The sequence below is a fragment of the Mesorhizobium sp. WSM4817 genome (genome assembly GCF_055811135.1).
The window spans coordinates 71,019-95,645 of the sequence record NZ_JBVVQQ010000013.1; the positions used below are offsets into that span (position 1 = coordinate 71,019).

General features: G+C 63.4%; 27 protein-coding genes. 19 read left to right on the forward strand and 8 right to left on the reverse strand.

The window, feature by feature from the left end; all coding sequences use genetic code 11:
- Positions 1-45 precede the first annotated feature (45 nt).
- Entirely contained in the window at positions 46-501 is a 456-nt protein-coding gene (locus AC0L2K_RS18765) for a DUF2214 family protein (protein ID WP_128247362.1), read from the forward strand.
- Here AC0L2K_RS18765 and nth read toward each other — a convergent pair.
- The gene (nth, locus tag AC0L2K_RS18770) at positions 495-1,298 is read right to left on the reverse strand and encodes an endonuclease III (RefSeq protein WP_128169893.1); all 804 of its coding nucleotides are present in this window, start codon (positions 1,296-1,298) and stop codon (positions 495-497) included. The two genes, AC0L2K_RS18765 and nth, sit on opposite strands and share 7 nt — an antisense overlap.
- A gap of 22 nt (positions 1,299-1,320) precedes the next feature.
- On the opposite strand from nth, the gene AC0L2K_RS18775 reads away from it, so the two are divergent.
- The 5 genes from AC0L2K_RS18775 to AC0L2K_RS18795 all read left to right on the forward strand — a co-directional run bounded on the left by AC0L2K_RS18775 (position 1,321) and on the right by AC0L2K_RS18795 (position 6,155).
- On the forward strand, positions 1,321-1,815 hold the full coding sequence (locus AC0L2K_RS18775) for a DUF2244 domain-containing protein (RefSeq protein WP_091595586.1): 495 nt from the start codon (positions 1,321-1,323) through the stop codon (positions 1,813-1,815).
- Between the two features lie 221 nt (positions 1,816-2,036).
- Complete coding sequence (locus tag AC0L2K_RS18780; protein ID WP_128247361.1) at positions 2,037-2,915, forward strand: methylated-DNA--[protein]-cysteine S-methyltransferase; 879 nt, start codon at positions 2,037-2,039, stop codon at positions 2,913-2,915.
- A gap of 146 nt (positions 2,916-3,061) precedes the next feature.
- Positions 3,062-3,973 (forward strand): ribokinase, encoded by a 912-nt coding sequence (locus AC0L2K_RS18785; RefSeq protein ID WP_473532022.1) that lies wholly within the window; start codon positions 3,062-3,064, stop codon positions 3,971-3,973.
- A 5-nt stretch (positions 3,974-3,978) separates the two neighbouring features.
- Positions 3,979-5,427, forward strand: coding sequence for an amidase (locus tag AC0L2K_RS18790; protein WP_473532023.1), 1,449 nt, complete (start codon positions 3,979-3,981; stop codon positions 5,425-5,427).
- Between the two features lie 113 nt (positions 5,428-5,540).
- Complete coding sequence (locus AC0L2K_RS18795; RefSeq protein ID WP_128173494.1) at positions 5,541-6,155, forward strand: LysE family translocator; 615 nt, start codon at positions 5,541-5,543, stop codon at positions 6,153-6,155.
- Between the two features lie 240 nt (positions 6,156-6,395).
- Here the strand turns inward: AC0L2K_RS18795 and AC0L2K_RS18800 are convergent, their stop codons facing one another.
- The gene (locus AC0L2K_RS18800; RefSeq protein WP_023797452.1) at positions 6,396-7,337 is read right to left on the reverse strand and encodes a nucleoside hydrolase; all 942 of its coding nucleotides are present in this window, start codon (positions 7,335-7,337) and stop codon (positions 6,396-6,398) included.
- 143 nt (positions 7,338-7,480) lie between these two features.
- Here AC0L2K_RS18800 and AC0L2K_RS18805 point away from each other — a divergent pair, with 143 nt between their 5' ends.
- Positions 7,481-7,906 (forward strand): Hsp20 family protein, encoded by a 426-nt coding sequence (locus AC0L2K_RS18805; RefSeq protein ID WP_473532024.1) that lies wholly within the window; start codon positions 7,481-7,483, stop codon positions 7,904-7,906.
- A gap of 63 nt (positions 7,907-7,969) precedes the next feature.
- Entirely contained in the window at positions 7,970-8,227 is a 258-nt protein-coding gene (locus tag AC0L2K_RS18810) for a BQ00720 family protein (RefSeq protein ID WP_023797449.1), read from the forward strand.
- 91 nt (positions 8,228-8,318) lie between these two features.
- Here the strand turns inward: AC0L2K_RS18810 and ptsN are convergent, their stop codons facing one another.
- The 6 genes from ptsN to lptC form a co-directional block, all read right to left on the reverse strand.
- Positions 8,319-8,783: a PTS IIA-like nitrogen regulatory protein PtsN gene (gene ptsN, locus AC0L2K_RS18815; RefSeq protein ID WP_023797448.1), complete on the reverse strand. Its 465-nt coding sequence runs from the start codon at positions 8,781-8,783 to the stop codon at positions 8,319-8,321.
- 106 nt (positions 8,784-8,889) lie between these two features.
- On the reverse strand, positions 8,890-9,474 hold the full coding sequence (gene hpf / locus AC0L2K_RS18820; RefSeq protein WP_023797447.1) for a ribosome hibernation-promoting factor, HPF/YfiA family: 585 nt from the start codon (positions 9,472-9,474) through the stop codon (positions 8,890-8,892).
- 269 nt (positions 9,475-9,743) lie between these two features.
- A complete protein-coding gene (rpoN, locus tag AC0L2K_RS18825; RefSeq protein ID WP_473532025.1) occupies positions 9,744-11,270 on the reverse strand; it encodes an RNA polymerase factor sigma-54 in 1,527 nt (508 codons plus the stop codon).
- A gap of 286 nt (positions 11,271-11,556) precedes the next feature.
- Positions 11,557-12,375, reverse strand: coding sequence for an LPS export ABC transporter ATP-binding protein (gene lptB / locus AC0L2K_RS18830; RefSeq protein ID WP_287064733.1), 819 nt, complete (start codon positions 12,373-12,375; stop codon positions 11,557-11,559).
- Positions 12,375-13,001, reverse strand: coding sequence for an LptA/OstA family protein (locus AC0L2K_RS18835; RefSeq protein WP_473480973.1), 627 nt, complete (start codon positions 12,999-13,001; stop codon positions 12,375-12,377). The genes lptB and AC0L2K_RS18835 overlap by 1 nt, the downstream gene beginning before the upstream one ends.
- A complete protein-coding gene (gene lptC, locus AC0L2K_RS18840) occupies positions 12,988-13,701 on the reverse strand; it encodes an LPS export ABC transporter periplasmic protein LptC (RefSeq protein ID WP_473532026.1) in 714 nt (237 codons plus the stop codon). The genes AC0L2K_RS18835 and lptC overlap by 14 nt, the downstream gene beginning before the upstream one ends.
- Before the next feature lie 322 nt (positions 13,702-14,023).
- Between lptC and sppA the strand changes: the two genes are divergently transcribed.
- The 11 genes from sppA (at position 14,024) to olsB (ending at position 24,555) form a co-directional block, all read left to right on the forward strand.
- The gene (sppA, locus tag AC0L2K_RS18845) at positions 14,024-14,977 is read left to right on the forward strand and encodes a signal peptide peptidase SppA (protein WP_473532027.1); all 954 of its coding nucleotides are present in this window, start codon (positions 14,024-14,026) and stop codon (positions 14,975-14,977) included.
- A 68-nt stretch (positions 14,978-15,045) separates the two neighbouring features.
- Complete coding sequence (locus AC0L2K_RS18850) at positions 15,046-15,330, forward strand: integration host factor subunit beta (RefSeq protein ID WP_023797441.1); 285 nt, start codon at positions 15,046-15,048, stop codon at positions 15,328-15,330.
- Between the two features lie 81 nt (positions 15,331-15,411).
- Positions 15,412-15,744 carry a LapA family protein gene (locus AC0L2K_RS18855; RefSeq protein WP_027153064.1) on the forward strand — a complete coding sequence of 111 codons (333 nt, stop codon included), beginning with the start codon at positions 15,412-15,414 and terminating at the stop codon, positions 15,742-15,744.
- 134 nt (positions 15,745-15,878) lie between these two features.
- Positions 15,879-16,853 (forward strand): bifunctional Delta(1)-pyrroline-2-carboxylate/Delta(1)-piperideine-2-carboxylate reductase, encoded by a 975-nt coding sequence (gene lhpI / locus AC0L2K_RS18860; RefSeq protein ID WP_128247352.1) that lies wholly within the window; start codon positions 15,879-15,881, stop codon positions 16,851-16,853.
- A 145-nt stretch (positions 16,854-16,998) separates the two neighbouring features.
- Positions 16,999-17,484, forward strand: a complete 486-nt coding sequence (locus tag AC0L2K_RS18865) for a DUF1772 domain-containing protein (protein ID WP_287064736.1) — start codon at positions 16,999-17,001, stop codon at positions 17,482-17,484.
- A gap of 89 nt (positions 17,485-17,573) precedes the next feature.
- Positions 17,574-18,611, forward strand: coding sequence for an RsmD family RNA methyltransferase (locus AC0L2K_RS18870; protein ID WP_473532028.1), 1,038 nt, complete (start codon positions 17,574-17,576; stop codon positions 18,609-18,611).
- Entirely contained in the window at positions 18,612-19,463 is an 852-nt protein-coding gene (locus tag AC0L2K_RS18875; protein WP_473532029.1) for a TrmH family RNA methyltransferase, read from the forward strand.
- Between the two features lie 2 nt (positions 19,464-19,465).
- Positions 19,466-19,978, forward strand: a complete 513-nt coding sequence (gene lspA / locus AC0L2K_RS18880; protein WP_473493279.1) for a signal peptidase II — start codon at positions 19,466-19,468, stop codon at positions 19,976-19,978.
- A 53-nt stretch (positions 19,979-20,031) separates the two neighbouring features.
- Positions 20,032-21,021, forward strand: coding sequence for an acrylyl-CoA reductase (NADPH) (gene acuI, locus AC0L2K_RS18885; protein ID WP_023797435.1), 990 nt, complete (start codon positions 20,032-20,034; stop codon positions 21,019-21,021).
- Positions 21,022-21,213: 192 nt separating this feature from the next.
- Positions 21,214-23,502, forward strand: a complete 2,289-nt coding sequence (locus AC0L2K_RS18890; RefSeq protein WP_473532030.1) for an ATP-binding protein — start codon at positions 21,214-21,216, stop codon at positions 23,500-23,502.
- Positions 23,503-23,667: 165 nt separating this feature from the next.
- On the forward strand, positions 23,668-24,555 hold the full coding sequence (olsB, locus tag AC0L2K_RS18895; RefSeq protein ID WP_084833614.1) for a l-ornithine N(alpha)-acyltransferase: 888 nt from the start codon (positions 23,668-23,670) through the stop codon (positions 24,553-24,555).
- The last annotated feature ends 72 nt before the right edge of the window (positions 24,556-24,627 follow it).

Below are 24,627 nucleotides of genomic sequence, written 5' to 3' on the forward strand. Positions count from 1 at the left end.
AACTGATTCAGCGTCCGCTGTGCCGTCCGACGGAGGGAAAAGGGCATGGATACCACCGATCTTCTGCTTGCCATCTTTCATCATCTGCTGGTGTTTTCACTGGCCGGCATCATCGGCGCCGAATTTGTCCTGATCCGCGGCGATCTGCCCGCCGCGACGCTTCGGCGGCTTGTCGGCATCGATCGCCATTACGGCATCATCGCCATGCTGATCATCGTTGTCGGCATCGGACGCGTCATCTACGGCCTGAAGGGTTGGGAATTCTACGTCTACAACTGGGCGTTCTGGGCAAAGATGGTGGCCTTCGTCACCGTCGGCCTGCTGTCGATCGTCCCGACGGTCCGCTTTGCGTCCTGGAGCAGGCAGGCCTCGGCCAGCCCCGGCTTTCAAGTGCCGGCGGCACAACTTGCATCCGTTCGAACTTATGTCCGCGCCGAAGCCTTGATCTTCCTGCTGATCCCGGTCTTCGCAGCGGCGATCGCGCGCGGCTACGGCTACTGAATTTCGCTTACCGGTTCGAGCGGCGCAATTTCGACCAGCGGCGCCGGAACATCATTCGTCTTCTCCTCGGCCTTGCAGATGTCGGCGATGACACAGATCGGGCAATCCGGTTTGCGCGCCTTGCAGACATAGCGGCCATGCAGGATCAGCCAGTGATGCGCATGGCGCATGTATTCGTCCGGAATGATCCTCAACAGCCCCTGCTCGACCTGTTCCGGCGTCTTGCCGGGCGCCAGCCGCAGCCGGTTGCCGATGCGAAAGATATGCGTGTCGACCGCCATGGTGTGCTGGCCGAAGGCCATGTTGAGCACTACATTGGCGGTCTTGCGCCCGACGCCCGGCAGCTTGACCAATTGATCGCGGTCGTCGGGCACCTCGCCACCATGATCGCGGATCAGCGCCTCCGACAGCGCGATGACGTTCTTGGCCTTGTTGCGCCAGAGCCCAACGGTGCGGATATAGTCGCCGACCTTGGCTTCGCCGAGAGCCAGCATCTTTTGCGGCGTGTCGGCGACCTTGAACAGCGCCCGCGTTGCCTTGTTAACGCCGACATCGGTCGCCTGTGCCGAAAGCACCACCGCCACCAGCAGCGTGAAGGCGTTGATGTGTTCGAGTTCGCCCTTCGGCTCGGGCCGCTGAACGGAAAAGCGTCGGAAAATCTCGTGCACTTCGGCCGGGCTGTAGCGCGAATCGGACCGCACCGGCCGGGCACGCGGTTTGGCGTTCGCACCGTCGCGTCGGCCGGGGAGCAGTTCATTTTTGGGTGTAGAGGAATTTTTGGACTTGGGGCTCGTCATCCCCTTCCTATAATATCCCGGCATGAGCGACACAAACGCCTCATTTCAGGCCGACGAGCCATTCTTCCAGGCGTTGCTGATACCGCATCGCTCGCTGGGCAAAACCGGCTTTGCCATCCTGATGGGCGCTCTGCTGTTCGGCTCGTTGGTCACCGGAGCGTTTTTCCTGTCGCGCGGCGCCTGGCCGGTGTTCGGCTTCCTGGGTCTCGACGTCATCGCCGTCTACATCGCCTTTCGCGCCAATTATCGTGCCGCCCGCGCCCGTGAGGAGGTGTCGGTCTCGCGCACCAGCCTCGACATCCGCAAGACCGCGCCATCAGGCAAATCGGAAGCCCATCGCTTCAATCCGTTCTGGGCGCGTTTTTCGGTCGCCCGCCACGCCGAAATCGGCATCACCAGGATGGCGGTGGAAGCACAAGGCCAGAATGTGCCGATCGGCGGCTTTCTCAATCCCGATGACCGCGAGAGCTTTGCGTCAGCCTTTTCGCGCGCCCTGGCGACCGCGAAAGCGCGCTGAATGTGAGCGAACCGCCTCGTTCGCGAACCGGTTCTGCGGTGCCTTGCCATAAACGGTAATCGGCAGCGTCTACTTCTCCTTGGTGGGATGCACGTTTTCGCCAGCCATCGTCGGCTCCTTGCTCGAAGCCAAATCTATCTGGATGCACATGACGAGAAGGCAAGTTTCGGGTGGTGATCGGAGCCGCGAAGGACGATATTCACGATCAAGGAGATGGCCCGATGAATGCACAGACAGCTATTCTGAAGAAAGACATCACACCCGAAGGCGGTGACTACGAAGTTGTTCGGCGCGCGATCGAGAAGATCAGCCTTGACTATCGTGACCAGCCGTCGCTCGAGATATTGGCGGAGGAAGTCGGCGAGACACCGACCGGGTTGCAGAAGCTCTTCACCCGCTGGGCCGGCCTGTCGCCCAAGGCGTTTCTGCAGGCGGTCACGCTCGACCACGCGCGCAAACTGCTCGATTCCGGCATGCCGCTGCTCGAGGCTTCTTTCGAGGTCGGCATGTCGGGCCCCGGCCGGTTGCACGACCTTTTCGTCACCCATGAAGCGATGTCGCCGGGCGACTACAAAACGCGCGGCGCCGGGCTGACGATCCGCTACGGCTATCATATCTCGCCTTTCGGCATCGCCCTGATCATGGTCACAGATCGTGGGCTTGCCGGCCTCGCCTTCAGCGATGTCGGCGACGAGCGTGCGGCCTTCGCCGACATGTCCGGCCGCTGGCCGAACGCAAACTATATCGAGGACATGGCCGCGACGGCGCCCTATGCGGCGCGCATCTTCGATCCGGCGCTGTGGCGCCCCGACCAGCCGCTGCGCGTCGTCTTGATCGGCACCGACTTCCAGGTCCGCGTCTGGGAGGCCCTGCTGCGCATCCCGATGGGCAAGGCCTGCACCTATTCCTCGATCGCTGCCGGCATCGGCGCACCGAGCGCCAGCCGGGCGGTGGGTGCCGCGGTCGGCGCCAATCCGATGTCCTTCGTGGTGCCGTGCCACCGGGCTCTCGGCAAGTCCGGCGCGCTGACCGGCTACCACTGGGGCCTGACCCGCAAACGCGCCATCCTTGGCTGGGAAGCGGGACAGGTCGGATCCTGAAATCGCGCGCCAATTGTCGATGTCGGCGCCGCCGACGCCTGGAGTTGCGCTGAGAAGCGCGTTCAAACCTGACGCGATTAGATCGTGCGGTCTGGCAAGCGGCGGCCTTACGGAGTAGCTTCCCGCAGTCAGCAGGGAGGCACCACTTGATAATCGTTGTCGGCTCGATCAACCTCGACCTTATCGCCAATGTCGACCGCTTGCCCGCACCGGGCGAGACGGTCCGTGGCTCCGGTTTCGCCACCGCACCCGGCGGCAAGGGCGCCAACCAGGCGCTGGCCGCCGCGCGTGCCGGCGCCAAGGTGCGCATGGTCGGCGCGGTCGGCAAGGACAATTTCGCCACCGAAGCGCTGGCGCTGTTGCGGGACGGCAAGATCGACCTGTCCGGTGTCGGTGAAACCTTCGCCTCGACCGGCACGGCCTTGATCATGGTCGCCGACGACGGCGAGAATGTCATTGCGGTGGTGCCGGGCGCCAATGATTCGGTCGTCACAGGCGACCTCTCCAAGGCTTTCATGAAGAAGGGCGATGTCGTGCTCCTGCAGCAGGAGATCCCGCTGCAGACTGTCGATGCAGCACTGGACGCAGCACGGGCGGCAGGCGCGGTTACCGTGCTCAACACGGCACCGTTCCGCGCAGAGGCGGCCGCCTTCCTCGGCAAGGCCGATTATGTCGTCGCCAACGAAACCGAATTCGACCTCTATGGCGAGGCGCTGTCGCTGAGCGGCCGCGATCGCCCGGCGCGGATGCGCGATTTCGCGGGGACGACCGGTCGCACAATAGTCGTCACGCTCGGCGGTGACGGCGTTCTGGCCGCCACGCCAGCCGATCTCCTGATGGTTCCGGCGTTTAACATCACTCCGGTCGATACGGTCGGCGCTGGCGACACGTTCTGCGGCTATTTCGCCGCCGGGCTGTCATCGGGCCTGCCGCTCGACCAGGCGCTCGCCCGTGCTGCAGCCGCTGGTTCGCTCGCTTGCCTGAAGCCCGGCGCCCAGCCGGCGATCCCACTAGCGAAGGACGTCGAGGCGGCGCTCCAAAACACGCCAGCCAGGTGAGAGCCATGCGTCCGGCCACAAAACACGCCGTGCCGCCTGCCGGCAATATCTGCCGCCTGTCCGCCGTGGATCTTGCCGAGGCGATCGGGCGCAGGCGGTTGTCGGTGCGCGAGGTGGCGACGGCATTCCTCGACCGGATCGACGCGGTAAACCCGCTGGTCAACGCCATCGTCTCGCTGCGCGACCGTGCCGACATCTTGCGCGAGGCCGACAGGGCAGACGCCCATCTGGCGCATGCTGGGCATGCCGGACCGCTGTTCGGTCTGCCGATCGCCATCAAGGATCTCGCGCAGACCAAGGGCCTCAGGACCAGCTTCGGCTCGCCGATCTTCGCCGATTTCGTGCCGCAGGAAGACGATTTCTTCGTCGAGCGCATCCGCAAGGCCGGCGCCATCATCATCGGCAAGACCAACGTTCCCGAATTCGGCCTGGGCTCCAACACCTACAACACGGTGTTCGGTTCGACACTCAATGCTTTCGACCCGGCCTTGACCGCCGGCGGTTCGAGCGGCGGCGGGGCGGTCGCACTGGCGCTCGACATGGTGCCTGTCGCCGACGGCAGCGACTTTGGCGGCTCGCTGCGCAACCCGGCCGCCTACAACAACGTCTATGGCTTCCGTCCGTCGCAGGGACTTGTCCCGGCCGGCCCCGAGCTTGACGTCTTCCACGCCCAGATGGGCGTCGAAGGGCCGATGGGCCGCAACGTTCGCGACATGGCGTTGCTGCTCGACGAGCAGGCTGGCTACGACCCTCGCGCGCCGCTCTCGCATCACAAACAGGGCTGCTTCCTGCAGGGACTGCAAACGCCGACGGCCGGCGGCCGCATCGCCTGGCTCGGCGATCTCGGTGGTCATCTGCCGGTCGAACCCGGCATCCTTAGTCTTTGCGAGGCCGCTCTCGGCCGGATCGCCGCGGCATCCTTTCAGACCGAAGCGCTGGTGCCGGATTTCGATTTCGAAGCGCTGTGGCAGGCCTTCGTGACGCTGCGCCAGGCGAGCAGCGGTTGTGCGCTCAAGGCGCATTACGACGATCCCTTGAAACGCGCTCTTCTGAAGCCGGAGGCCGTGTGGGAGGTGGAACAGGCGCTGCAACTCACGGCGCCGCAGATCCACGCCGCCACGGTGAGGCGCTCGTCCTGGCATCGAACGTTGCTGTCACTCTTCGACCGCTTCGACCTGATCGCGCTGCCAACCGCCCAGGTTTTTCCCTTCGATGTGCTCACCCACTGGCCGACCCAAGTGGCCGGGCGTGCCATGGACAGCTATCACCGCTGGATGCAGGTGTCAGCGCTCGCCACGCTGGGCGGCTGCCCGGCGGTCAGTGTACCGGCCGGCTTCGATGGCAGCGGCAGGCCGATGGGCATGCAATTGATCGGGCGGCCGCGCGGTGACATGGCCGTGCTGAGAGCGGCGGCAGCCTACGAGACGACGCTGCCGTGGCTGGCTGGAGCCTAAAATAATCCAGGTCAAGGTTGCCGGCGACATCTCCTGCCGGCTTGCAGCCGCGTTACTGTCATGCATTGATCGCGGTCAGCCGTGTCGCAAAGCCGCATACTGTTGAGGAAACCATGTCGCTGGAACTCTATGCCACCTATCTCGTCGCCTGCCTTGTCATCATCCTGGTACCCGGACCGACGGTCACGCTGATCATCGCCAACAGCATCCGCCATGGCTCTCGCGCCGGCCTCGCCAACGTCGCTGGCACACAGGCCGGACTGGCGATCATGATCGCCATTGTCGGCATCGGATTGACCTCGCTGATCGCGGGAATGGGCCATTGGTTCGAATGGGTCAGGCTGATCGGTGCCGCGTATCTGATCTGGATGGGTGTGCAGATGTTCCGCTCCAAGGGCAAGCTGAACGCCGACGGATCGGTAAAGACACCGCGCGGCGGCTTCTTCCTGCAGGGCCTGCTGGTGGCGATCAGCAATCCCAAGACGCTGGTGTTCTTCGGCGCCTTCTTTCCGCAGTTCATCGCCCCTGACGGCAACTATGGGTTGCAGATCGGCGTCATGGGTCTCACCGCCATGATCTTTGCCGCCGTATCGGATTCGACCTACGCGCTGGCCGCCGGCCGCGCCGGACGCCTGCTTTCGGCCGGCCGCGTCAAGCTGCTGTCGCGGATAAGCGGCAGCTTTCTGGTCGGCGGCGGGCTGTGGCTGGCGTTTTCAAAGGCGAAGTGAGCGGCACTCTTTTCCTTCTCCCCTCGTGGGAGAAGGTAGCCGCCCACGGGTCTTGCCTCCGGCAAGCCCGAGGACAGGCTCCGCGGCCGGATGAGGGGTGTTCCAGCTTGGCACCAACAGCGCTCCGGCCAACACCCTCAACCGTCTCGGCGCTGCACGCCGATCCCCCGCCCGGGGCGAGTCACGGGCCTCGCCCGCCCTTCGGGCCACAAGGCCCCACAAGGGGAGAAGGAAGCGGCCCTAAAGCCGGCCCAGCCTTTCCAGCAGCAGCGCGAACAACGCATCGTGGTCGATGTCGCGCATCACCATGGCGTTGCTCGGCCGTTTGGTCACGCCCCACCAGTCGATCACGGTCATGCCCATGGTGAGTTCCGAGGCGGTTTCCACAGCGACGTTGCAGTTGCGGCCCCTGAACAGCTCGGGTTTCAATAGATAGGCGATGACGCAAGGGTCATGCAGCGGACCGCCGTCGGTGCCGTATTTCTCTTCGTCGAATCGTTCGAAGAATTCCAGCATCTCCGCCGTGGCCGTGCCGACCCTGGTGCCGAGCTTGCGGTAGGCTTGGGTGCGCTTGGCCGTGGTCAGCGCCTTGTGGGTGACGTCGAGCGGCATCATGACGATCGGAATGCCGGATTTGAATACGACATCGGCGGCATGCGGGTCGACATAGATGTTGAATTCGGAGGTCGGGGTGACGTTGCCGCCTTCGAAGAAGCCGCCGCCCATCAGCACGATTTCCTTGATGCGCGGCGCAATGTTCGGCTCGCGGATCAGCGCCAGCGCTATGTTGGTGAGCGGGCCGAGTGCGCACAGGGTGATCGTGCCGCTCTCTTCCTTCATCAGCGTCTCGACGATGAAATCGACTGCGTACTGGGCCTGCAGCTCCATGGTTGGTTCGGGCAATTGCGGTCCGTTGAGCCCGGTCTCGCCGTGCACCTCCTCGGCGGTTACCAGTTCGCGCGCCAGCGGCCGGATGGCGCCGGCATAGACCTTGATGTCAGGCCGGCCGGCCAGCTCGCAGATCTTGCGTGCATTCTTTTCGGTGAGTCTCAGCGGCACGTTGCCGGCGACGGCGGTCATGCCGACGATCTCCAGCTCGGCGCTGCCGAGCGCCAGCAATATGGCGACGGCATCATCCTGGCCGGGATCCGTGTCGATGATGATCTTGCGAGATTGGGGCATTTCAATTCCTTGTTTAGGGAGTCTTTTTGGGCGGGGCTTTTGACGGCTTGAACTCGACCGCCGGGCGGACCATATCAAGACCATCGGGAAAAATGCCATCCGGGTTTTTCCGCTTTATGTCGCTCTTGAGAGGACAGTGTAACATGAGTCGAATGACGCCTTTTTCCAGCCCGCTTCTCCTGGGCTTCGACGCCATGGAAAAGACCCTGGAGCGTCTGGCGAAGTCAGGCGACAGCTACCCTCCCTACAACATCGAGCGCCTCAGCGGTGCCGACGGCAAGGCCGAAAGGCTGCGTATCACACTCGCTGTCGCCGGTTTCGCCGAAAACGATCTCGATGTGACCACGGAGGAGAACCAGTTGGTCGTGCGCGGCCGTCAGAACGATGACACCGAGCGCGAATTTCTGCACCGCGGCATTGCCGCGCGCCAGTTCCAGCGCTGTTTCGTGCTGGCCGACGGCATGCGGGTGATCGCGGCGGGGCTGAAGAACGGTCTTTTGTCGATCGATCTCGATCGGCCCGAGTCCGAACGGCTGGTACGGAAAATAAACATATCGGTGAAAGACTGATTTTTACCGATTGCTCTCATGCGAGGCGGCCTTGAACGGGGTCCTCGCAGCACGGAGGCTTAAATGACCAGAACTGACGAAAATCTTATCATGACCAGCGGCGAGTTCGCCCATCTCGGCGAAGGCTCGGTCGCCTATCTCAGGAAAATCTCGAGCGACGATCTGCGCGGCCGTTTCCCGGGCCTCGGCGAAATCGCGCCCGGGCTGGAACTGTGGGCCCTGTTTGCCGCCAACGGCCAGCCGATCCTGCTTTCCGACGCTCGCGAGCGGGCGCTGGCCGGCGCCCTGGAAAACGACCTGACCCCCGTCGCGATCCACTAAGTCGCGATCCACTAACAAGACGGCGCAGCGATCTGGTTAGAACGGACAGGGCCGCTCGCGGCGGCCCTTTAACCGAACTGATCGAAAAAACTCAGGCCGCGTGCGAGGCTTGTGTATCCGATAAAAGCGCATGGATCGCGGCGGCGTCGCGGGTGCCCCTGATCTTGGCCACCGTGTCGGCGTCGCGCAGCACCCGCGCAATGCGCGACAGCGCCTTGAGATGGTCGGCGCCGGCGCCTTCGGGCGCCAAAAGCAGGAACACCAGATCGACCGGCTGGTCGTCCAGCGCCTCGAAATCGACCGGCGTCTCCAGCCGGGCGAAAACCCCGGCGATCCGCTTCACCCCGGCCAGCTTGCCATGCGGAATGGCAATGCCGTTGCCGACACCGGTCGAGCCCAGCCGTTCACGCTGCAGGATGGTGTCGAACACCTCCCGTTCCGGAATGCCGGCAATCGCCGCCGCCCTTTCGGACAGCATTTGCAGCAGTTGCTTCTTGGAGTTCGCCTTCAACGCCGGCAAGATTGCCGGAACGTTGATAAGATCGCTCAGGTCCATACTTGAAATCCCTTGTTCGCCTGCCGTCGCCAGCCCTCACTCTCGCGTGCGGCTGGTGCCTTATCCCAGTGCGGCCTTGGCCGTCAGCCCAGTGCGGCCTTGGCCGTTAGCCCTGCGCGACCTTGGTCGTAGACGGGTCGATCCAGCCGATGTTTCCGTCCGGCCGACGATAGACGATATTGAGATGCTCGTTTCCGGCGTTGCGGAAGACGAGGACCGGGCTGTCCTTGGTGTCGAGTTCGATCACGGCTGACGCCACCGACATGGTCCGCAGCGTCATGGTTGATTCGGCGACGATGGCTGGCGCGAAATTCTCCGGCATTTCCTCGTCATCGTCGGCAAGCGGCGCCATCACCGTATAGGCGACGTCGGTGGGTTCGCCATTGGCGTTGCCTGAATTATGCGACTTCAGCCGACGCTTGTAGCGGCGAAGGCGGGTCTCGAGGCGATCCGCCGCCGCCTCGAAAGCAAGCGTCGGGTCCTGCGCTTCACCGGTCGCCTGCAGCGAAGCGCCGGAATCCAGCCGGATCATGCAATCGGCCGTGTAGCGCGATCCCGATTTGACGACTACAATTTGCCCAGAAAAGCCCCGATCGAAATATTTCCCGATCACCTCTCCGACACGGTCGTTGATGCGCGTACGGAACGCATCGCCGATATCCATGTGTTTTCCTGATATGCGCAGCGTCATCTGAATACTGACCTTCCTTGCTCAGGCTTCAAACTGTCCCGAGTTTATACCCGTGGTCTGAGCGCACAAGCTTTGCGGCGTCACTTGCGCCGATTTTAAATCCGAACTTTTCCGATTGATCACAAGCCGCCTTCTTGACCGTCCCGTGGCCAACGTCGTGACGGACCATCCGCATGCGGGCAGTAGCCCGTCCCATGCGGGCGGGCTTCTAGCCACTTCATTGCGGCTTGTCAATGAAGTGCGAAAGCTGTCGAAAATTCAGTCAGAGATCAGCGTCCGGCGCTGGCCAAAGCGCGTTTTTCACGCCGCCGCTGCACCGACGAGGGAATATTCATGCCCTCCCGATACTTGGCGACCGTGCGCCTGGCGATATCGACGCCGCTTTCCCGCAACATATCCACAATCGCGTCGTCGGAAAGCACGTCGGTAGGTTTCTCCTCGTCGATCAACTGCTTGATGCGGTCGCGCACCGCTTCAGACGAATGCGCGTCACCGCCACCCGACGAAGCGATCGAGGCGGTGAAGAAATAGCGCAGTTCGAACACGCCGCGCGGCGTCAGCATGTATTTGTTGGCGGTGACCCGGCTGACGGTCGATTCGTGCATGCCGATGGCGTCGGCCACCGTGCGCAGGTTGAGCGGCCTCAGGTGACGCACGCCATGGACGAGGAAGGCGTCCTGCTGGCGCACAATTTCTGAGGCAACCTTGAGGATAGTCTTCGCCCGCTGATCGAGGCTGCGCGTCAGCCAATTGGCGTTTTGCAGGCACTCCGCCAGGAAGTCCTTTTCCGTCTGATTTTTCGCATGCGGCGAAACCCGAGCGAAATAGATATGGTCGACCAGCACGCGCGGCAGCGTTTCGGGGTTGAGTTCGATCACCCAGCTCCCGTCATTGGCCGCACGCACTTCGACATCGGCGATGATCGCGTCGCTGGCGCCGCCCGAAAACGCCATCCCCGGGCGCGGATCGAGCGCACGTATCTCGGCCAGCATGTCGAGCAGATCCTCCTCATCGACCCCACAAATCCGTTTCAGGGTCTGGAAATCGCGCCGGGCCAGGAGTTCGAGATTGGCAATCAAAGCCTTCATCGCAGGGTCGAGACGGTCGCGGACGGCAAGCTGCAGCGACAGGCATTCGGCAAGGTCGCGGGCAAAGAGGCCGGTGGGCTCGAATGTCTGGCAGACCGCGAGCGCATTTGCCACCGCCGCTCTGTCGGTGCCGAGACGGGTGGCGATCTCAGCCATGTCGGCGCGCATGTAGCCGGCCTCGTTGAGGCCATCGGCCAGTTCGCTGGCGATCAGGCGTGCTGCCGGGTCGGCGAAGGCAAGCGCGACCTGCTCGGCGACATGCTCGCGCAGCGTGATGGCTCCGGCCGCCATGTCTCCGACGTCAAAACCGTCGGAAGAGGATGCGGAACCGTTGCCGGATGCCGATTTCCACTGGGCCGTCAGGTCGGGACCGAGCCGCTCGCTGGTACCGGGGTCGTCTGGAAACAGGTTTTCCAGCGAAGTATCGAGCTTTTCCGAGATCGCCTCGGCGCTCCACGCCGTTTCCTTCTCGAACCAGTCGCCGGCGGTGGCCGTTTCCGGTGCGGCATCGATCTTCTGCGCCTGGTCGCTGACGGCATCGTCTTGCGGCTCGGCGCGCTCGAGCAAAGGATTGCGCTCGATCTCGTCGTCGATGAAGCGTTCCAGCTCGATGTGGGTGAACTGCAGCAGCCGTATCGACTGCATGAGTTGCGGCGTCATCACCAGCGACTGGGACTGTCGTAGCTGTAGTTTTGCCGCCAACGCCATGGTTCGGTTTCAAACGCCCTGTCTACGGATCCGGACTGCCGGAAGGAGTTCGGCATAGAAACTGGCCCGGCTTTTGCTTGTCAAGGCGACGGCGATCAAAACTCGCCTGTCCGTGCGTATTCCGACGAGAAATCGAAGAAAAAGCTCTGTCTCGCGTCAAAAACCGCGTCTGGACAGAAATTTTCACGCTTAATGCATGTCGCACAAAAGTGTGCAGCGGTTTTGCGATGACGACATGCCAAACAACAACCTAAAGCGCGTCGCGTGAGGTCAAACGCGATGCGCTTTAGAGTGTAAACCCCTCACCGAGATAAAGCCGCCGCACATCCGGGTTTGCGACCACTTCGTCGGCCCGGCCATGGGTCAACACCTGGCCGGCATGGATGATGTAGGCGCGGTCGATCAGGCCGAGCGTCTCGCGGACATTGTGATCGGTGATGAGCACGCCGATGCCGCGCGCCGTCAGATGGCGCACCAGTTGCTGGATGTCGGCGACGGCGATCGGATCGATGCCGGCGAAAGGCTCGTCGAGCAGCATGTATGCGGGGCGGGTCGCCAGGGCGCGCGCGATTTCAAGGCGCCGCCGCTCGCCGCCGGAAAGCGACAGCGACGGGGCTTTGCGCAGATGGCTGATGTGAAACTCTTCGAGCAGTTCGTCGAGAATGCGTTCGCGCTCCTTGCGGCTCTTCTCGACCACTTCGAGTACGGCACGGATGTTTTGCTCGACGCTCAAGCCGCGAAAGATCGACGCCTCCTGCGGAAGGTAGCCGATGCCAAGGCGGGCGCGGCGGTACATCGGCATAGAGGTGACATCGAAGCCGTCGATTTCGATCGTGCCTTCGTCGACCGGCACCAGGCCGGTGACCATGTAGAAGCAGGTGGTCTTGCCGGCGCCGTTGGGACCGAGCAGTCCGACCGCCTCACCGGCGCGCACGCCGATGGTCACGCCGCTGACCACCTTGCGGCCCTTGTAGCTCTTGGTCAGCCCTTTGGCGATCAAGGTTCCCTTGAATTTTACCTGATCGAGGCTAATCGCGGCCGGTGCCGCAATTTTGCTGTTGGCGCGTCCTGGAAGACGCGCCAACAGCGATGCTACGTCGACCATCAGGGGTTCGCCGCTCCCGACTTCGGCGGCGTGATCGACATCATGACGCGTCCACCGCCGCAGGGGTCGACCTGGGCCAGACCGCTCTTCATCTGCACGGTCAGCTTGCAGCCGACCAGTACATTATCGCCTTGCGAGAGCACGACTTTGCTGCCTGAAAGCACCAGCACTTCCGTCTTCATGTCGAAGGTGCCGCTGTCGCCCGTGGCGACCTGGTCGTCCGATTTGATATAGACCTTGTTGGCGACCTCCAGACGGTCGATGTCGGCCGAGCCGGTCATCGCGGCACCCGAGGCCTGCTCACCCTTGGCGGCAGCGTCCGGGTCCTTGACGTAATAGACCGTCATCTTGCCGGCCTTGAGCAAGGTCGGACCCTGGACGACGTTTACATTGCCGGTGAACACGGCGACGCTGTCCGCTTGGCGGACCTCGAGCTTGTCGCTTTCGATCTGGATGGGCTTGTCGCCGGACAGTTTGAGGCCCGACAGCTGGCTGGTGGTCCTGGACTGCGCCAGAGCCGGCGCCGCCGCCAAAGCCAGCCCCAAAGCCAGCCCCAGGGCGGCCAGCCCTACGGCCGGCAACGCCGAAGCCGCGGCCACGAGCCGTGTCGAACTACTGAACCGCATTGGATTCTCCGCTCATTGCCTCTGCCGCCTTCAAGCTGGCGGGATCGATGTTGACACGCACTCTGTTCTCGAAAACCACGATCTTGCCGTTGTCCTGGACAGACATCGAATCCGCGGTAATCCGCGACCCGCCACGGCTGACGTCGACCGGATCGTTCGTCTTCATAGTGCCTTTGCCCATGTCGAGAAAGACCGATTTGAACTTTGCCGCCAGGCCATCTGTGGTGGTTATGGTGACATCGCTGGTCAGGCTCATCGTGTTGCCATCGCGATTGAAGCTACCGCGCGGGGCATTGATGGCCGCCACATTGTCGGTTGATATCGGCAGCTTGGCGTCGATGCCTTCCAGATTGATGATACCTTGCTGGCTCACGTCCTGTATGGCGCGCAAAGCCGTCATGGAATAGGGCAGTTTCTGCTTGGTGAACCCGTTGAGCTTGGGGTTGGCCATCACCAGCTTGCCATTGGCGAACGCGCTGGCGTCGGCCTGGACCTGGATTGAGCCAGGTGCCACGAGATAGGAATAGACCGGGACGGCGACCGCGATCGCGGCAGCGACCAGCGGCACCGCCAGCTTCAAGATACGCACGCGGCGCGAATGGCGCTGGGCGATGCCGAAGGCGTCGATTCGCGCCGGGCCTACGTCCGGGGAAGCCAACTCCGTCTCGGTGTTGGTCGGTTCGATCGGTCGCGCTAACATAACTGCTTTCTTCTAAACCCCTGCCGCCAAGCACCCCTATAGGTGGGATGCCGGCGCCATCAAGCAAGCACAAGCGGAGGAAAACCGCAAAAGTGTGACGGTTGCTGTTGCACAAACGAAAATGAAACCGGCACAACTTGCACGTCATACCAGATACGGGCCGACAGCGTTAGGGGCTGTGGATTGGTCTTTTATGTTCTCTCGAAACGCCGTCTCGCCAACGTCGAGACCTTGTCTTTTGGCGCAAGCTCGTCAGGAATCGGTAGCCGGGCGCGGGCGGTTGCTTTAAAAGCATCTGCTCCCACCGACTATGAGGCTGACCATGGTACTGAGAGCCGACGACCTGATCGACCGCCGCCGCTTGCGCCGCAAGCTGACATTCTGGCGCGTTGCAGCGCTTGTTGTCGCAGCAGCCGGGCTGATTGCCTTTTCGACCTGGATTTACGGCGATGACTTCACTGGCGCGGCGATCGACCATATCGCCAAGGTCAAGATCGAGGGCACCATCACCGAAGACGACGACCTGATCAAGCAACTGGACGCCATCCGTCAATCCTCCAGGGTGAAAGCTGTAATCCTGTCGATCGATTCACCGGGCGGCACCACCGTCGGCGGCGAATCGATCTACGAGGCAGTGCGCAAGCTGGCCGCCGAGAAGCCGGTGGTGGCCCAGGTCGGCACGCTCGCCGCATCGGCGGGCTATATGATCGCCACCGCGACCGATTATATCGTCGCGCGCAAATCGTCGATTGTCGGCTCGATAGGCGTGCTGATCCAGTATCCGGACGTCAGCGGCCTTATGAACAAACTCGGCGTCAAGCTCGAGGAAGTGAAATCCTCGCCGTTGAAAGCTTCGCCATCGCCTTTCAAACCGACCAATGACGACGAGCGCACCATGGTCCGCAAGCTCATCCTCGACAGCTACGACTGGTTCGTCGGCATCGTCGCCGAACGCCGCAAGATGACCAAACCGGAGGCGCTGGCGCTGGCCGACGGATCGATCTTCACCGGCCGGCAGGCCGTTGCCAACAAATTGGTCGACGCGGTCGGCGGCGAGACCGAAGCGATCGACTGGCTCGCAACCAAGGGCATCGACGCCAAGCTCAAGGTGGTGGAGTGGAAGGACGCGGAAAGCGGCGGCTTCCTGTTCTCGAAGGCGATGGCACGAACCATCGGCAGTGCGCTCGGCCTGCCCGACTATGGCGGCGACATCATTCACGAACTTGGTGCCGATCGCTTGTTTCTTGACGGTCTGGTTTCCGTCTGGCACCCTTGAGACGAGTGAAAAAGCAAATAAAATCATCCTCATAATTTGACCGCAGTGTTTTCACGGGGAGCCTTCTCATGATCAAATCCGAACTTGTGCAGATCATCGCCACACGCAACCCGCACCTTTTCCTGCGCGACGTCGAAAACATTGTCGGCGCGATTTTCGACGAGATCACAGACGCGCTTGCCGAAGGCAACCGGGTCGAACTGCGCGGTTTCGGCGCTTTCTCGGTGAAAAACCGCCCCGCCCGCACCGGCCGCAATCCGCGTACCGGCGAATCCGTCGAGGTCGAGGAGAAATGGGTGCCGTTCTTCAAGACCGGCAAGGAATTGCGTGAAAGGCTGAACAGCGGCAAATAAGCGCCGCGCGGGCTCATGCGCCATGCCGGCCTTTTCAGGAGGCCCGGCCTTTGGTAGAGCCCGCCTTCGACAGGAAATTCTATGTTCAATCGTTTCATGCTCATCGTGGTCTTCGTGCCGCTGGCCGTCATTCTGATTGCGCTGGCGGTCGCCAACCGCGATCCGGTTGCCTTCACCCTGGACCCATTCAACCCCGGCAATCCGGCGCTGACGATGACGCTGCCGCTTTTCATCTTCCTGTTCCTGGCCCTCGCCATCGGCATGATCGTCGGCAGCCTGGCGACCTGGATCAAGCAGGGCCGCTATCGCAAGCTGGCGCGCCAGCGCGGCGTCGAGGCCGAGAACTTGCGCCAGGCGGTCAGCCGGGCACCGGCCGCGCAACAAGGCCCCTCCTTGCCGAAGCCGACGGGCTGAGCCGGAACCGCCGCGCGTCCTTTTTGGGCGCGCAAAGGACGCTGTACCATTTTTGATTGCGCATGATCTTTGCAGAAAATCGCTTCTGATTTCGCGGTCATGCGTCAGGCGTATTTCTCTCGACGGAGTTTCTTATGCTGAGCATTTCGGCGGCCGAGGTCGATCAGGCGCTGACCTTTCCCGGCCTGGTCGAAACGCTGCGCGCGGCTTTTCGCGATGGCGCGGTACAGCCGGTCAGGCACCACCATACGGTCGAACGGCCCGACGGCGCGGCCTCGACCCTGCTCCTGATGCCGGCCTGGACCGACTTCAATGCCGCCGGCTCGTCGGCAGGCGGCCATATCGGCGTCAAGATCGTCACCGTGTCGCCCGACAACAACGCCGTGGGCAAACCCGCTGTGATGGGGCTTTACCTCCTGCTCGACGGTGCGACCGGCGAGCCTGAAGCCATGATCGACGGCCAGCGGCTGACGCAGTGGCGCACGGCCTGCGCGTCGGCGCTGGCAGCCTCCTATCTGGCCCGCGAGGACGCTTCGCGGCTGCTGGTGGTCGGCGCCGGCGCGCTGTCGCCGTTCCTCGCCAGGGCGCATTGCGCGGTGCGGCCGATCACCGTCATCCGCATCTGGAACCGCACGCCCGCCAATGCAGAAAAGGTTGCGGCGGAATTGCGCGCCGAGGGCTTTGCGGCCACCGCCGCGAGCGATCTCGACGCCGAACTCGGCCAGGCCGACATCGTTTCGTCGGCGACGATCACGACCACGCCGCTGATCAAGGGCGCGCTGTTGAAGCCGGGGACCCATGTCGATCTGGTCGGCGGCTTCACGCCGGCCATGCGCGAAAGCGACGACGATGCGATTGCGCGCGCCCGCGTCTACGTTGACACCCGGGCCGGCGCCACCAAGGAAGCGGGCGACATCGTCCAGCCGCTGGCCTCGGGCGTGCTGGAGGCGCAAGCCATCGTCGCCGACCTGCATGAATTGGCACGCGACCAGAAGAAGGGCCGGCAGAGCCCCGGTGAGATCACGCTGTTCAAATCGGTCGGCGCAGCCCTCGAAGACCTCGCCGCCGGCATTGCGGTGTACAAGGCGATGGGGAAGTTAGGGGAGTAGGGGGAGTCGTACCATTGGATCGGCTTCGTGCAAGCCATCTTTCCCTATTCACTTACTGCTTTATGCCCTACTCCCCTACTCCCCTACTCCCTTTACTCCCTTCCGACGGGGAACGTCTCCGGCGTCACCCCGTTGTTCGGGCGTTATGGAGATACGCGGGTTCCTGTTGTTCTGGTCCATCTTGGCCGCCGTTGTCGCGGCGCTCAGCCTTGGACCATCCTTCGCCCATGTCCTGGAATCGGCTCCTCGGCTGACGAAGTGGTCGCCCTCTCTCTGGCGCGAGGCCACTGTCTTCAACGCCCAGTTCCAGCTGTTTGCCGTCATTGGCGCGCCACTGGACCTGGCCGCGATCGGCTGTCCGGGACTGCTCGCTTGGATGCTGCGCAATGACCGACCGGCGTTCTGGTACGCGTTGGCCGCTGCCGTACTCTATGCGGTGTCTCTTGCGATGTGGTTTGCTCTCGTCAAGCCGGCGAACGATATTCTGGCCACCTGGGTGCCTGGGCCGATTCCGGAGAATTTCGAAGCGATCCGGCTGCGTTGGGAAACCGGCCATATGATCGTCGCCGGCTTCAAGGCCGTCGGCTTCGTATCGCTGGTTGCCGCCCTGCTCTTCATCAAGCGCGGCTGACCGTTTCGCGAATGTCCAGCGACTGCGTTGATTGCGCCGGTGAATGTGCTGTGGCAGAAGCGGGCCACGTCGCCCAGGAGATGCTCTTCTTGAAACCTTTTCGCGACAAACGCCGCGACAGCCGCTCGCATCAACTCGCAAAGGGCGGGGCGGAACCGCGCGGAAGCGGCACAGCATCGCACCGCACCGAGCCGATAGCCGCGCCGCGCGTCCTTTCCCGCCGCGACGGCGCCCTGCCCGCCGAACACCTGCCGCTGATCCTCGAAGTCGCGCCCAACGCCGACTACGCGTTGCTCGACAGCGGTGCCGGACAGAAGCTCGAGCAGTACGGCCCCTATCGCATCGTTCGGCCTGAAGGCCAAGCGATCTGGCAAAAAGCGTTGCCGGCCAAAGACTGGGACCGCGCCGACGCCATTTTCACCGGCGACACCGACGAGGAAGGCATCGGCCGCTGGCGTTTCCCCAGGACGCCGCTCGGCGAAACCTGGCCAATGAAGCATGACGGCATCGATTATCTCGGCCGCTTCACCTCGTTTCGCCATGTCGGCGTGTTCCCCGAGCAGGCCTCGCACTGGGATCACATGGCCGGGCTGATCGCGGCGGCGAAGCGGCCGGTCAAAGTGCTGAATCTGTTCGGCTATACCGGCCTTGCCTCGCTGGTGGCGGCGCGCGCCGGCGCCGAGGTCACCCATGTCGATGCTTCCAAGAAGGCGATCGGCTGGGCCAGGGAGAACCAGGAGATGGCGGGCCTGTCGCAAAAGCCGATCCGTTGGATCGTCGACGACGCCCTAAAATTCGCCGAGCGCGAGGAGCGCCGAGGCAGCCGTTACGACATCGTCCTGTTCGATCCGCCCGCCTATGGCCGTGGCCCCAGGGGCGAGGTCTGGCAATTGTTCGAGGATCTGCCTGCTCTGACCGACCTCTGCCGCTCGGTCCTGACGCCGAAGCCGCTCGCTGTCGTGCTGACCGCCTATTCGATCCGCGCTTCCTTCTTCGCCATCCATGCCTTGATGCGCGACACTTTTGCCGGCATGGGCGGCACGGTCGAATCCGGCGAACTGATTATCCGCGAGAAATCCGCCGGCCGGGCGCTGTCCACCTCGCTGTTTTCGCGCTGGGTGGCCTGAATGAGCGAGCGGCACGTCGGCGCGCCAGGGCAGGTGAAGGAAGTCACCAGCCTTGCCAATCCGTTGATCAAGGACATCAAGGCGCTCTCGCTGAAGAAATACCGCGACCAGCAGAACGCATTCATGGCCGAGGGGCTGAAGCTGGTCATCGACGCGCTCGACCTCGGGTGGTCGATCCGGACGCTGGTCTTCGCCAAAGCCGGACGCGGCAACGCGGCGGTCGAAAAGGTCGCGGCACGCACGGTTGCCGCCGGCGGCACCGTGCTCGAAGTTTCGGAAAAAGTGCTCGTCGCCATCACCCGCCGCGACAACCCGCAAATGGTGGTCGGCGTCTTTTCGCAAAAGTTCCTGCCGCTGAAGGACATCCGCGCTCAAGACGGCGATGTCTGGGTGGCGCTGGACCGCGTGCGCGATCCCGGCAATCTCGGTACCGTCATCCGCACCGTCGATGCCGTTGGCGCCAAGGGCATCATCCTGGTCGGCGAGACCACCGATCCTTTTTCCGTCGAGACCGTGCGCGCCACGATGGGCTCGATCTTCGCCGTGCCGGTCACCAAGGCGACGCCGGAGGCCTTCCTTGCGTGGCGAAAAAGCTTTCCTGGCCTTGTTGCCGGCACACATCTGAAGGGTGCGGTCGATTACCGTTCGGTCGACTTTTCCAAAGGCCCGGTGCTGCTGATGATGGGCAACGAACAGCAGGGCCTGCCCGAAAGCCTGGCCGAAAGCTGCGACAGATTGCTGCGGATTCCACAGTCCGGTCGGGCCGATTCGCTCAATCTCGCGGTGGCCACCGGCATCATGCTGTTCGAGATCCGGCGCGGCGCGCTGAAACTTGCCCCGGAGGGCGCCTGACCGTGACATCCCGAACGGTGAAATCCCCAACGGCAAAATCCTGGTTGCCCTACGTCGTGCTGGTCGCCGCCGCGGTGACGCTCGACCAGTGGGTGAAATATCTGGTCGAGACCGGCCTCCCTTTTCAGGAAAAGGTCGATCTTGTCCCGTTCCTGGCATTGTATCGCACCTACAACACCGGCATCGCCTTCTCGATGTTTTCGTCCTTCGGTGACACTGGCCTGGTGGTCATCGCCGCTTTCGTCGTCGCTTTCGTGCTCTATCTCGCGGCCCGAACTCCGCCCGGCCACGTGCTTACCCGCATCGGCTTTGCGCTGATCGTCGGCGGCGCGCTCGGCAATCTGTTCGACCGCGTTACCTATGGTCACGTGATCGACTACATCCTGTTTCACACCCCAATATGGTCCTTCGCCATCTTCAACCTCGCCGACGCCTTCATCGCGGTCGGCGCGGTGGTGGTCGTCCTCGACGAACTCATTGGTTGGCGGCGTGAGGCCAAGCCCTCAAGCGATTGACCTGGCCTTCTGCCGCCATACAGTGTCCCATTCAAGAAGCCCGAGGAGAAGACATGCCCGAAACCTTCAAAGCCATCCTCGTTTCGCGCGACGCCGAGAAGAAGCAGTCGGTCGCGATCACCGACCTTACCGAAGCCGACCTAATGGAAGGCGACGTCACCGTCGCCGTCGAGGCGACGACGGTGAACTACAAGGACGGCCTCGCCATATCCGGCAAGGCGCCGGTGATCCGCCGCTGGCCGCTGGTGCCGGGCATTGATTTCGCCGGCACCGTGATCTCGTCCTCCCATGCCGACTGGCGCACGGGGGACAAGGTCATATTGAACGGCTGGGGCGTCGGCGAGACGCATTTTGGCGCCTATGCCGAGCGCGCCCGTGTCAAGGGCGACTGGCTGGTGCCGCTGCCCCAGGGCATGAGCCCGCATGATGCGATGGCGGTCGGCACGGCAGGTTACACAGCCATGCTTTGCGTTATCGCGCTGGAACGGCACGGCATCGTGCCGGAACGCGGCCCCGTCGTGGTGACGGGCGCGGCCGGCGGCGTCGGCTCGGTCGCGGTTTCGATTCTGTCCAGCCTCGGCTATCACGTTACCGCCTCGACCGGCCGCAGCGCTGAAAGTCCATACCTGACCGACCTGGGTGCTTCGGAAGTGATTTCGCGCGACGAGCTTGCCCAGCCGGCAAAGCCGCTCGCCAAGGAACGCTGGGCCGGCGGCGTCGACGCGGTCGGCAGTCACACCCTGGCCAACGTCCTTTCGATGACCTCCTATGGCGGCGCCGTCGCCGCCTGCGGCCTGGCCGGCGGCATGGATCTGCCGACGAGCGTCGCCCCGTTCATCCTGCGCGGCGTTTGTCTGCTCGGCATCGATTCGGTGATGGCGCCAAAAACGGTCCGCATGGAGGCGTGGCGCCGCATCGGCACGGACCTCGACCTCCAGAAGCTCGCCAAACTGTCCACGACCATTGGCTTCGATGGCATCATCGACGCCGCGCACGATATCGTCGAGGGCAAGGTCCGCGGTCGCGTGGTGGTGGACATGTGAGCTCTTCCTTCTCCGGTTTTTGATGCATGTCGAGCAAAAGTATGACCCAGGGTGTGCAGCGGTGAAGCGCCTCGTATGAGGCCGGCCAAACGCGACGCGCTTCAGGAGCGGAGAGGCAAAAACCGCGCGACCGCTAAAATTCGAACGATCCGCGGCAATTTTCCATAATCTCTGTCTGGCAAGGGTTTCCGCATGGTCACGGAATCCGGCATCAGAGAAACAGAGAGCGCCGAAAACGTCGACGGGATCGGCCCGGAGGCGCCAAGCCGGCAGCATATCGCGGCGCCGCCACTGGCGCCTGAATTGCCCGCCGCCAATCGCGAAGGCCTGCCGTTCCTGATGCTCGTCGCCATCGTCGTGCTGGCGGGCCTGTCGCATCTGACCGGCGCGCCGATCTTCATCACCGTCGGGCTTTTGTCGACTGGCATGGCAGGCCTTGCCGTGCATGTGCGTGCCAGGCGCACGGCGCGCCGCACGGTTGCGCTGCTTGGCGAGACCGCAGCGCGCAGCCGCGCCGAGGTTGAGAGCCTGGCCGACCGCGTGTGGGAGATGCAGGAGAGCGAGGAACGCTTTCGCGGGTTGATCGACGCGCTTGGCGATCTCGTCGTCCATCGCGACCGTGACGGCCACATCGTCTATGCCAACAAGGTTTTCGCCGAGCTTGTCGGAGCCGACCAGCGCGACCTTGCCGGCAAGGCCCTGGCCGACCTCGGCATCGACGTCGGCATCGTTCCCGATGCCGCTTTTTCCGATCATGAATGCCTGAGCTCCACCGACGTCGCCATTAGAACACCGAGCGGCCCGCGCTGGTTCTCATGGATCGAACTGTCCGTGCGCGACAAGGAGAGCGGTGCTGTCTCGCATCGCGCCATCGCCCGCGACATTACCGCCCGCAAGCACGCCGAAACGTCGCTGATCACCGCCCGCGAGCGAGCCGAATATGCAAGCCAGGCCAAATCGCGCTTCCTCGCCACCGTCAGCCACGAGATCCGCACGCCGATGAACGGCATCATGGGCATGGCCAAGCTGCTGGCGGACACCGGGCTCTCGCCGCAACAACGGACCTATGTCGGCGCCATCTCGACCTCGGCCAGCGCGCTGCTGGCGCTGATCGAGGACCTGCTCGACTATTCCAAGATCGAGGCCGGCCGCTTCGATCCCGAACCGCAGCCAATGTCGGTGCGCGAGATCGCCGACAACATCGTAGAACTCCTGGCGGCGCGTGCCTTCGCCAAGAACATCGGCCTTGGCTGCCATGTCGAACCCGACGTGCCGCAGATGATATCAGCCGATCCTGGAAGAGTCAGGCAGGTGCTGCTCAACCTCATCGGCAACGCCATCAAGTTCACCGACAGCGGCGGCGTGTTGGTGAGCATCGCTCGTGCCCGCACCGAAACCACCGACCGCATATGCTTCACCGTCACCGACACCGGTCCCGGCCTGCACGAGGACGACCTGGAGCGCATCTTCGAGGAATTCGAACAGGCTGACGGCACGTCGACTCGCGCGCATGGCGGCGCCGGGCTCGGTCTTGCCATCTCCAGGCGCCTGGTGATCGCCATGGGCGGCACGATCTCGGTGTCGAGCCAGCTCGGCCAGGGTTCGGAATTCGTCTTCGAAATCCCTGCAATATCGGCCACCGAGCCGCCGCAGAGCCGTCGGGATGCGCTGTCAGGGCGGCGCGCCGTGATCCTGTCGAAGAATGCCATCGAGGCCGACGCCATCGCCCGCACCATCCGCGCCAATGGCGGCAAGGTCGATCTGGCCACCACCGCCGCCCAGGCAGCGTCCTTCGCCGAAGGCTGCGACGCGCTTTTGGTCGATGCGGCCATGGAGGAAGGCGACGGCAGGTTGCTCAAGCGCCTTCGCCAGAGCGGCTTTGCCGATTGCGAGGCGATCACACTGATCGCGCCAACCGACCGCGGCATGCTGGGCGAGTTCCGCGCCAGCGGCTACGCCACCTTTCTGGCAAGGCCGGTGCGTGGCGAAACGTTGCTTCGCGTGCTCTTGACCAGCAGCGTGCCTGCCCTCACCCAGCCGCAGCCGGAAAAGCGCGGGGCACCAACCGCCCGCGCCATTGGCGGCCGGCGGCGGGGCCTGTCCGTGCTGATCGCCGAGGATAACGACATCAACGCCATGCTTGCCCGTGCCACGCTGCTAAAGGCCGGGCATCGCGTGAAACTGGTCGGCAACGGCAAGGCCGCCGTCGAGGCCATCACCGGCACCGACCACAAGTGCCGCTTCGACGTGGTGCTGATGGACCTGCACATGCCTGTCATGGACGGGCTGGACGCGATCGCCGCCATCCGCCGGCACGAGGAGGAAACCGCCGTGTCGCCGGTTCCGATCATGGTGCTGTCGGCGGACAGTCAGGAAACGACCCGCCACGCAGTGCTCGCCCATGGCGCCAGCGGCTTCGTCACCAAGCCGCTCGACCCCGACGCGCTTGTCCATGCGGTCGAGGGTCACGTGGCCGCTTGATCCGCCGGCTATCCTTGCCTGGCTTACCTGCAGAACATAGCCGGTTGAAGGGTTGCCCAGCCGACGAAGTATTGCCGGCAGGGCCGTATCACGGTACTGTCACAATCCTGTTGCACCTACGCCGTATCCCCGTGCCAAGAGGGATGGCTCGAAGGAGAATCACTCGTGCATACAGTTATGCCGGAATGTGACGCTCGGCCGAACGCCAGGGGTGCTTTGCTCACCGGGCGCAACGTCGATGCTGTCATAAAAGGCGAAGCGCTTGGCCGTATCGGCAACCTCGAAGTGCGGCTCGCACGCAACGAGGCCGAGATCGCCGCCGCGCAGGAAGTGCGCTACCGGGTGTTCTATGACGAGCTCGGCGCCAAGAAAACCCTGTTTCAGGTGCAGGACCGCCGCGACGCCGACCATTTTGATCCGCTCTGTGATCATCTGCTCGTCTTCGACACCTCGCTGTCCGGTCCCGAGCATCGCCGCATTGTCGGCACCTACCGCCTGTTGCGGCAGGAGATCGCGGCAGCGGCCGGCGGCTTCTATTCCGAGGGCGAGTTTGAGCTGACCAATCTTATCGCCCGCCATCCCGGCCAGCGTTTCCTCGAGCTCGGCCGCTCCTGCGTCTTGCCGGAATACCGCTCGAAGCGCACCATCGAGGCGCTCTGGCAAGGTATCTGGGCCTATATCAACCATTATGGGATCGGCGTGATGACCGGTTGCGCCTCGTTCCCCGGCACCGTGCCGGCGGCACACGCCGAAGCGCTGACCTATCTCGCCCATCACTGCCGGACGAATTCGGCCTGGGACGTGCGCGCCGTCGCCGGCCGCTACTGTTCCATGGATTTGATGCCGATCGAGGCGGTCAACGCCAAGGCCGCGATCGCGGCGATGCCACCGCTGGTCAAGGGCTATCTGCGCGTCGGCGCGCGCATCGGCGACGGCTGCGTCATCGACCGCGAATTCTCGACGGTCGACGTGTTCGTGGTGATGCCGGTCAAGGAGATCGGCGCCCGCTACGTCAGCTATTATGGCGGGGAAGCCCAGCGCTTCGCCGCATGAGATTCCAATGAGTAGCGAATAGGGAGTAGCGAGTAGCGAGTAGCGGGAGTTCCGCCAATTCGCTGCGGATCG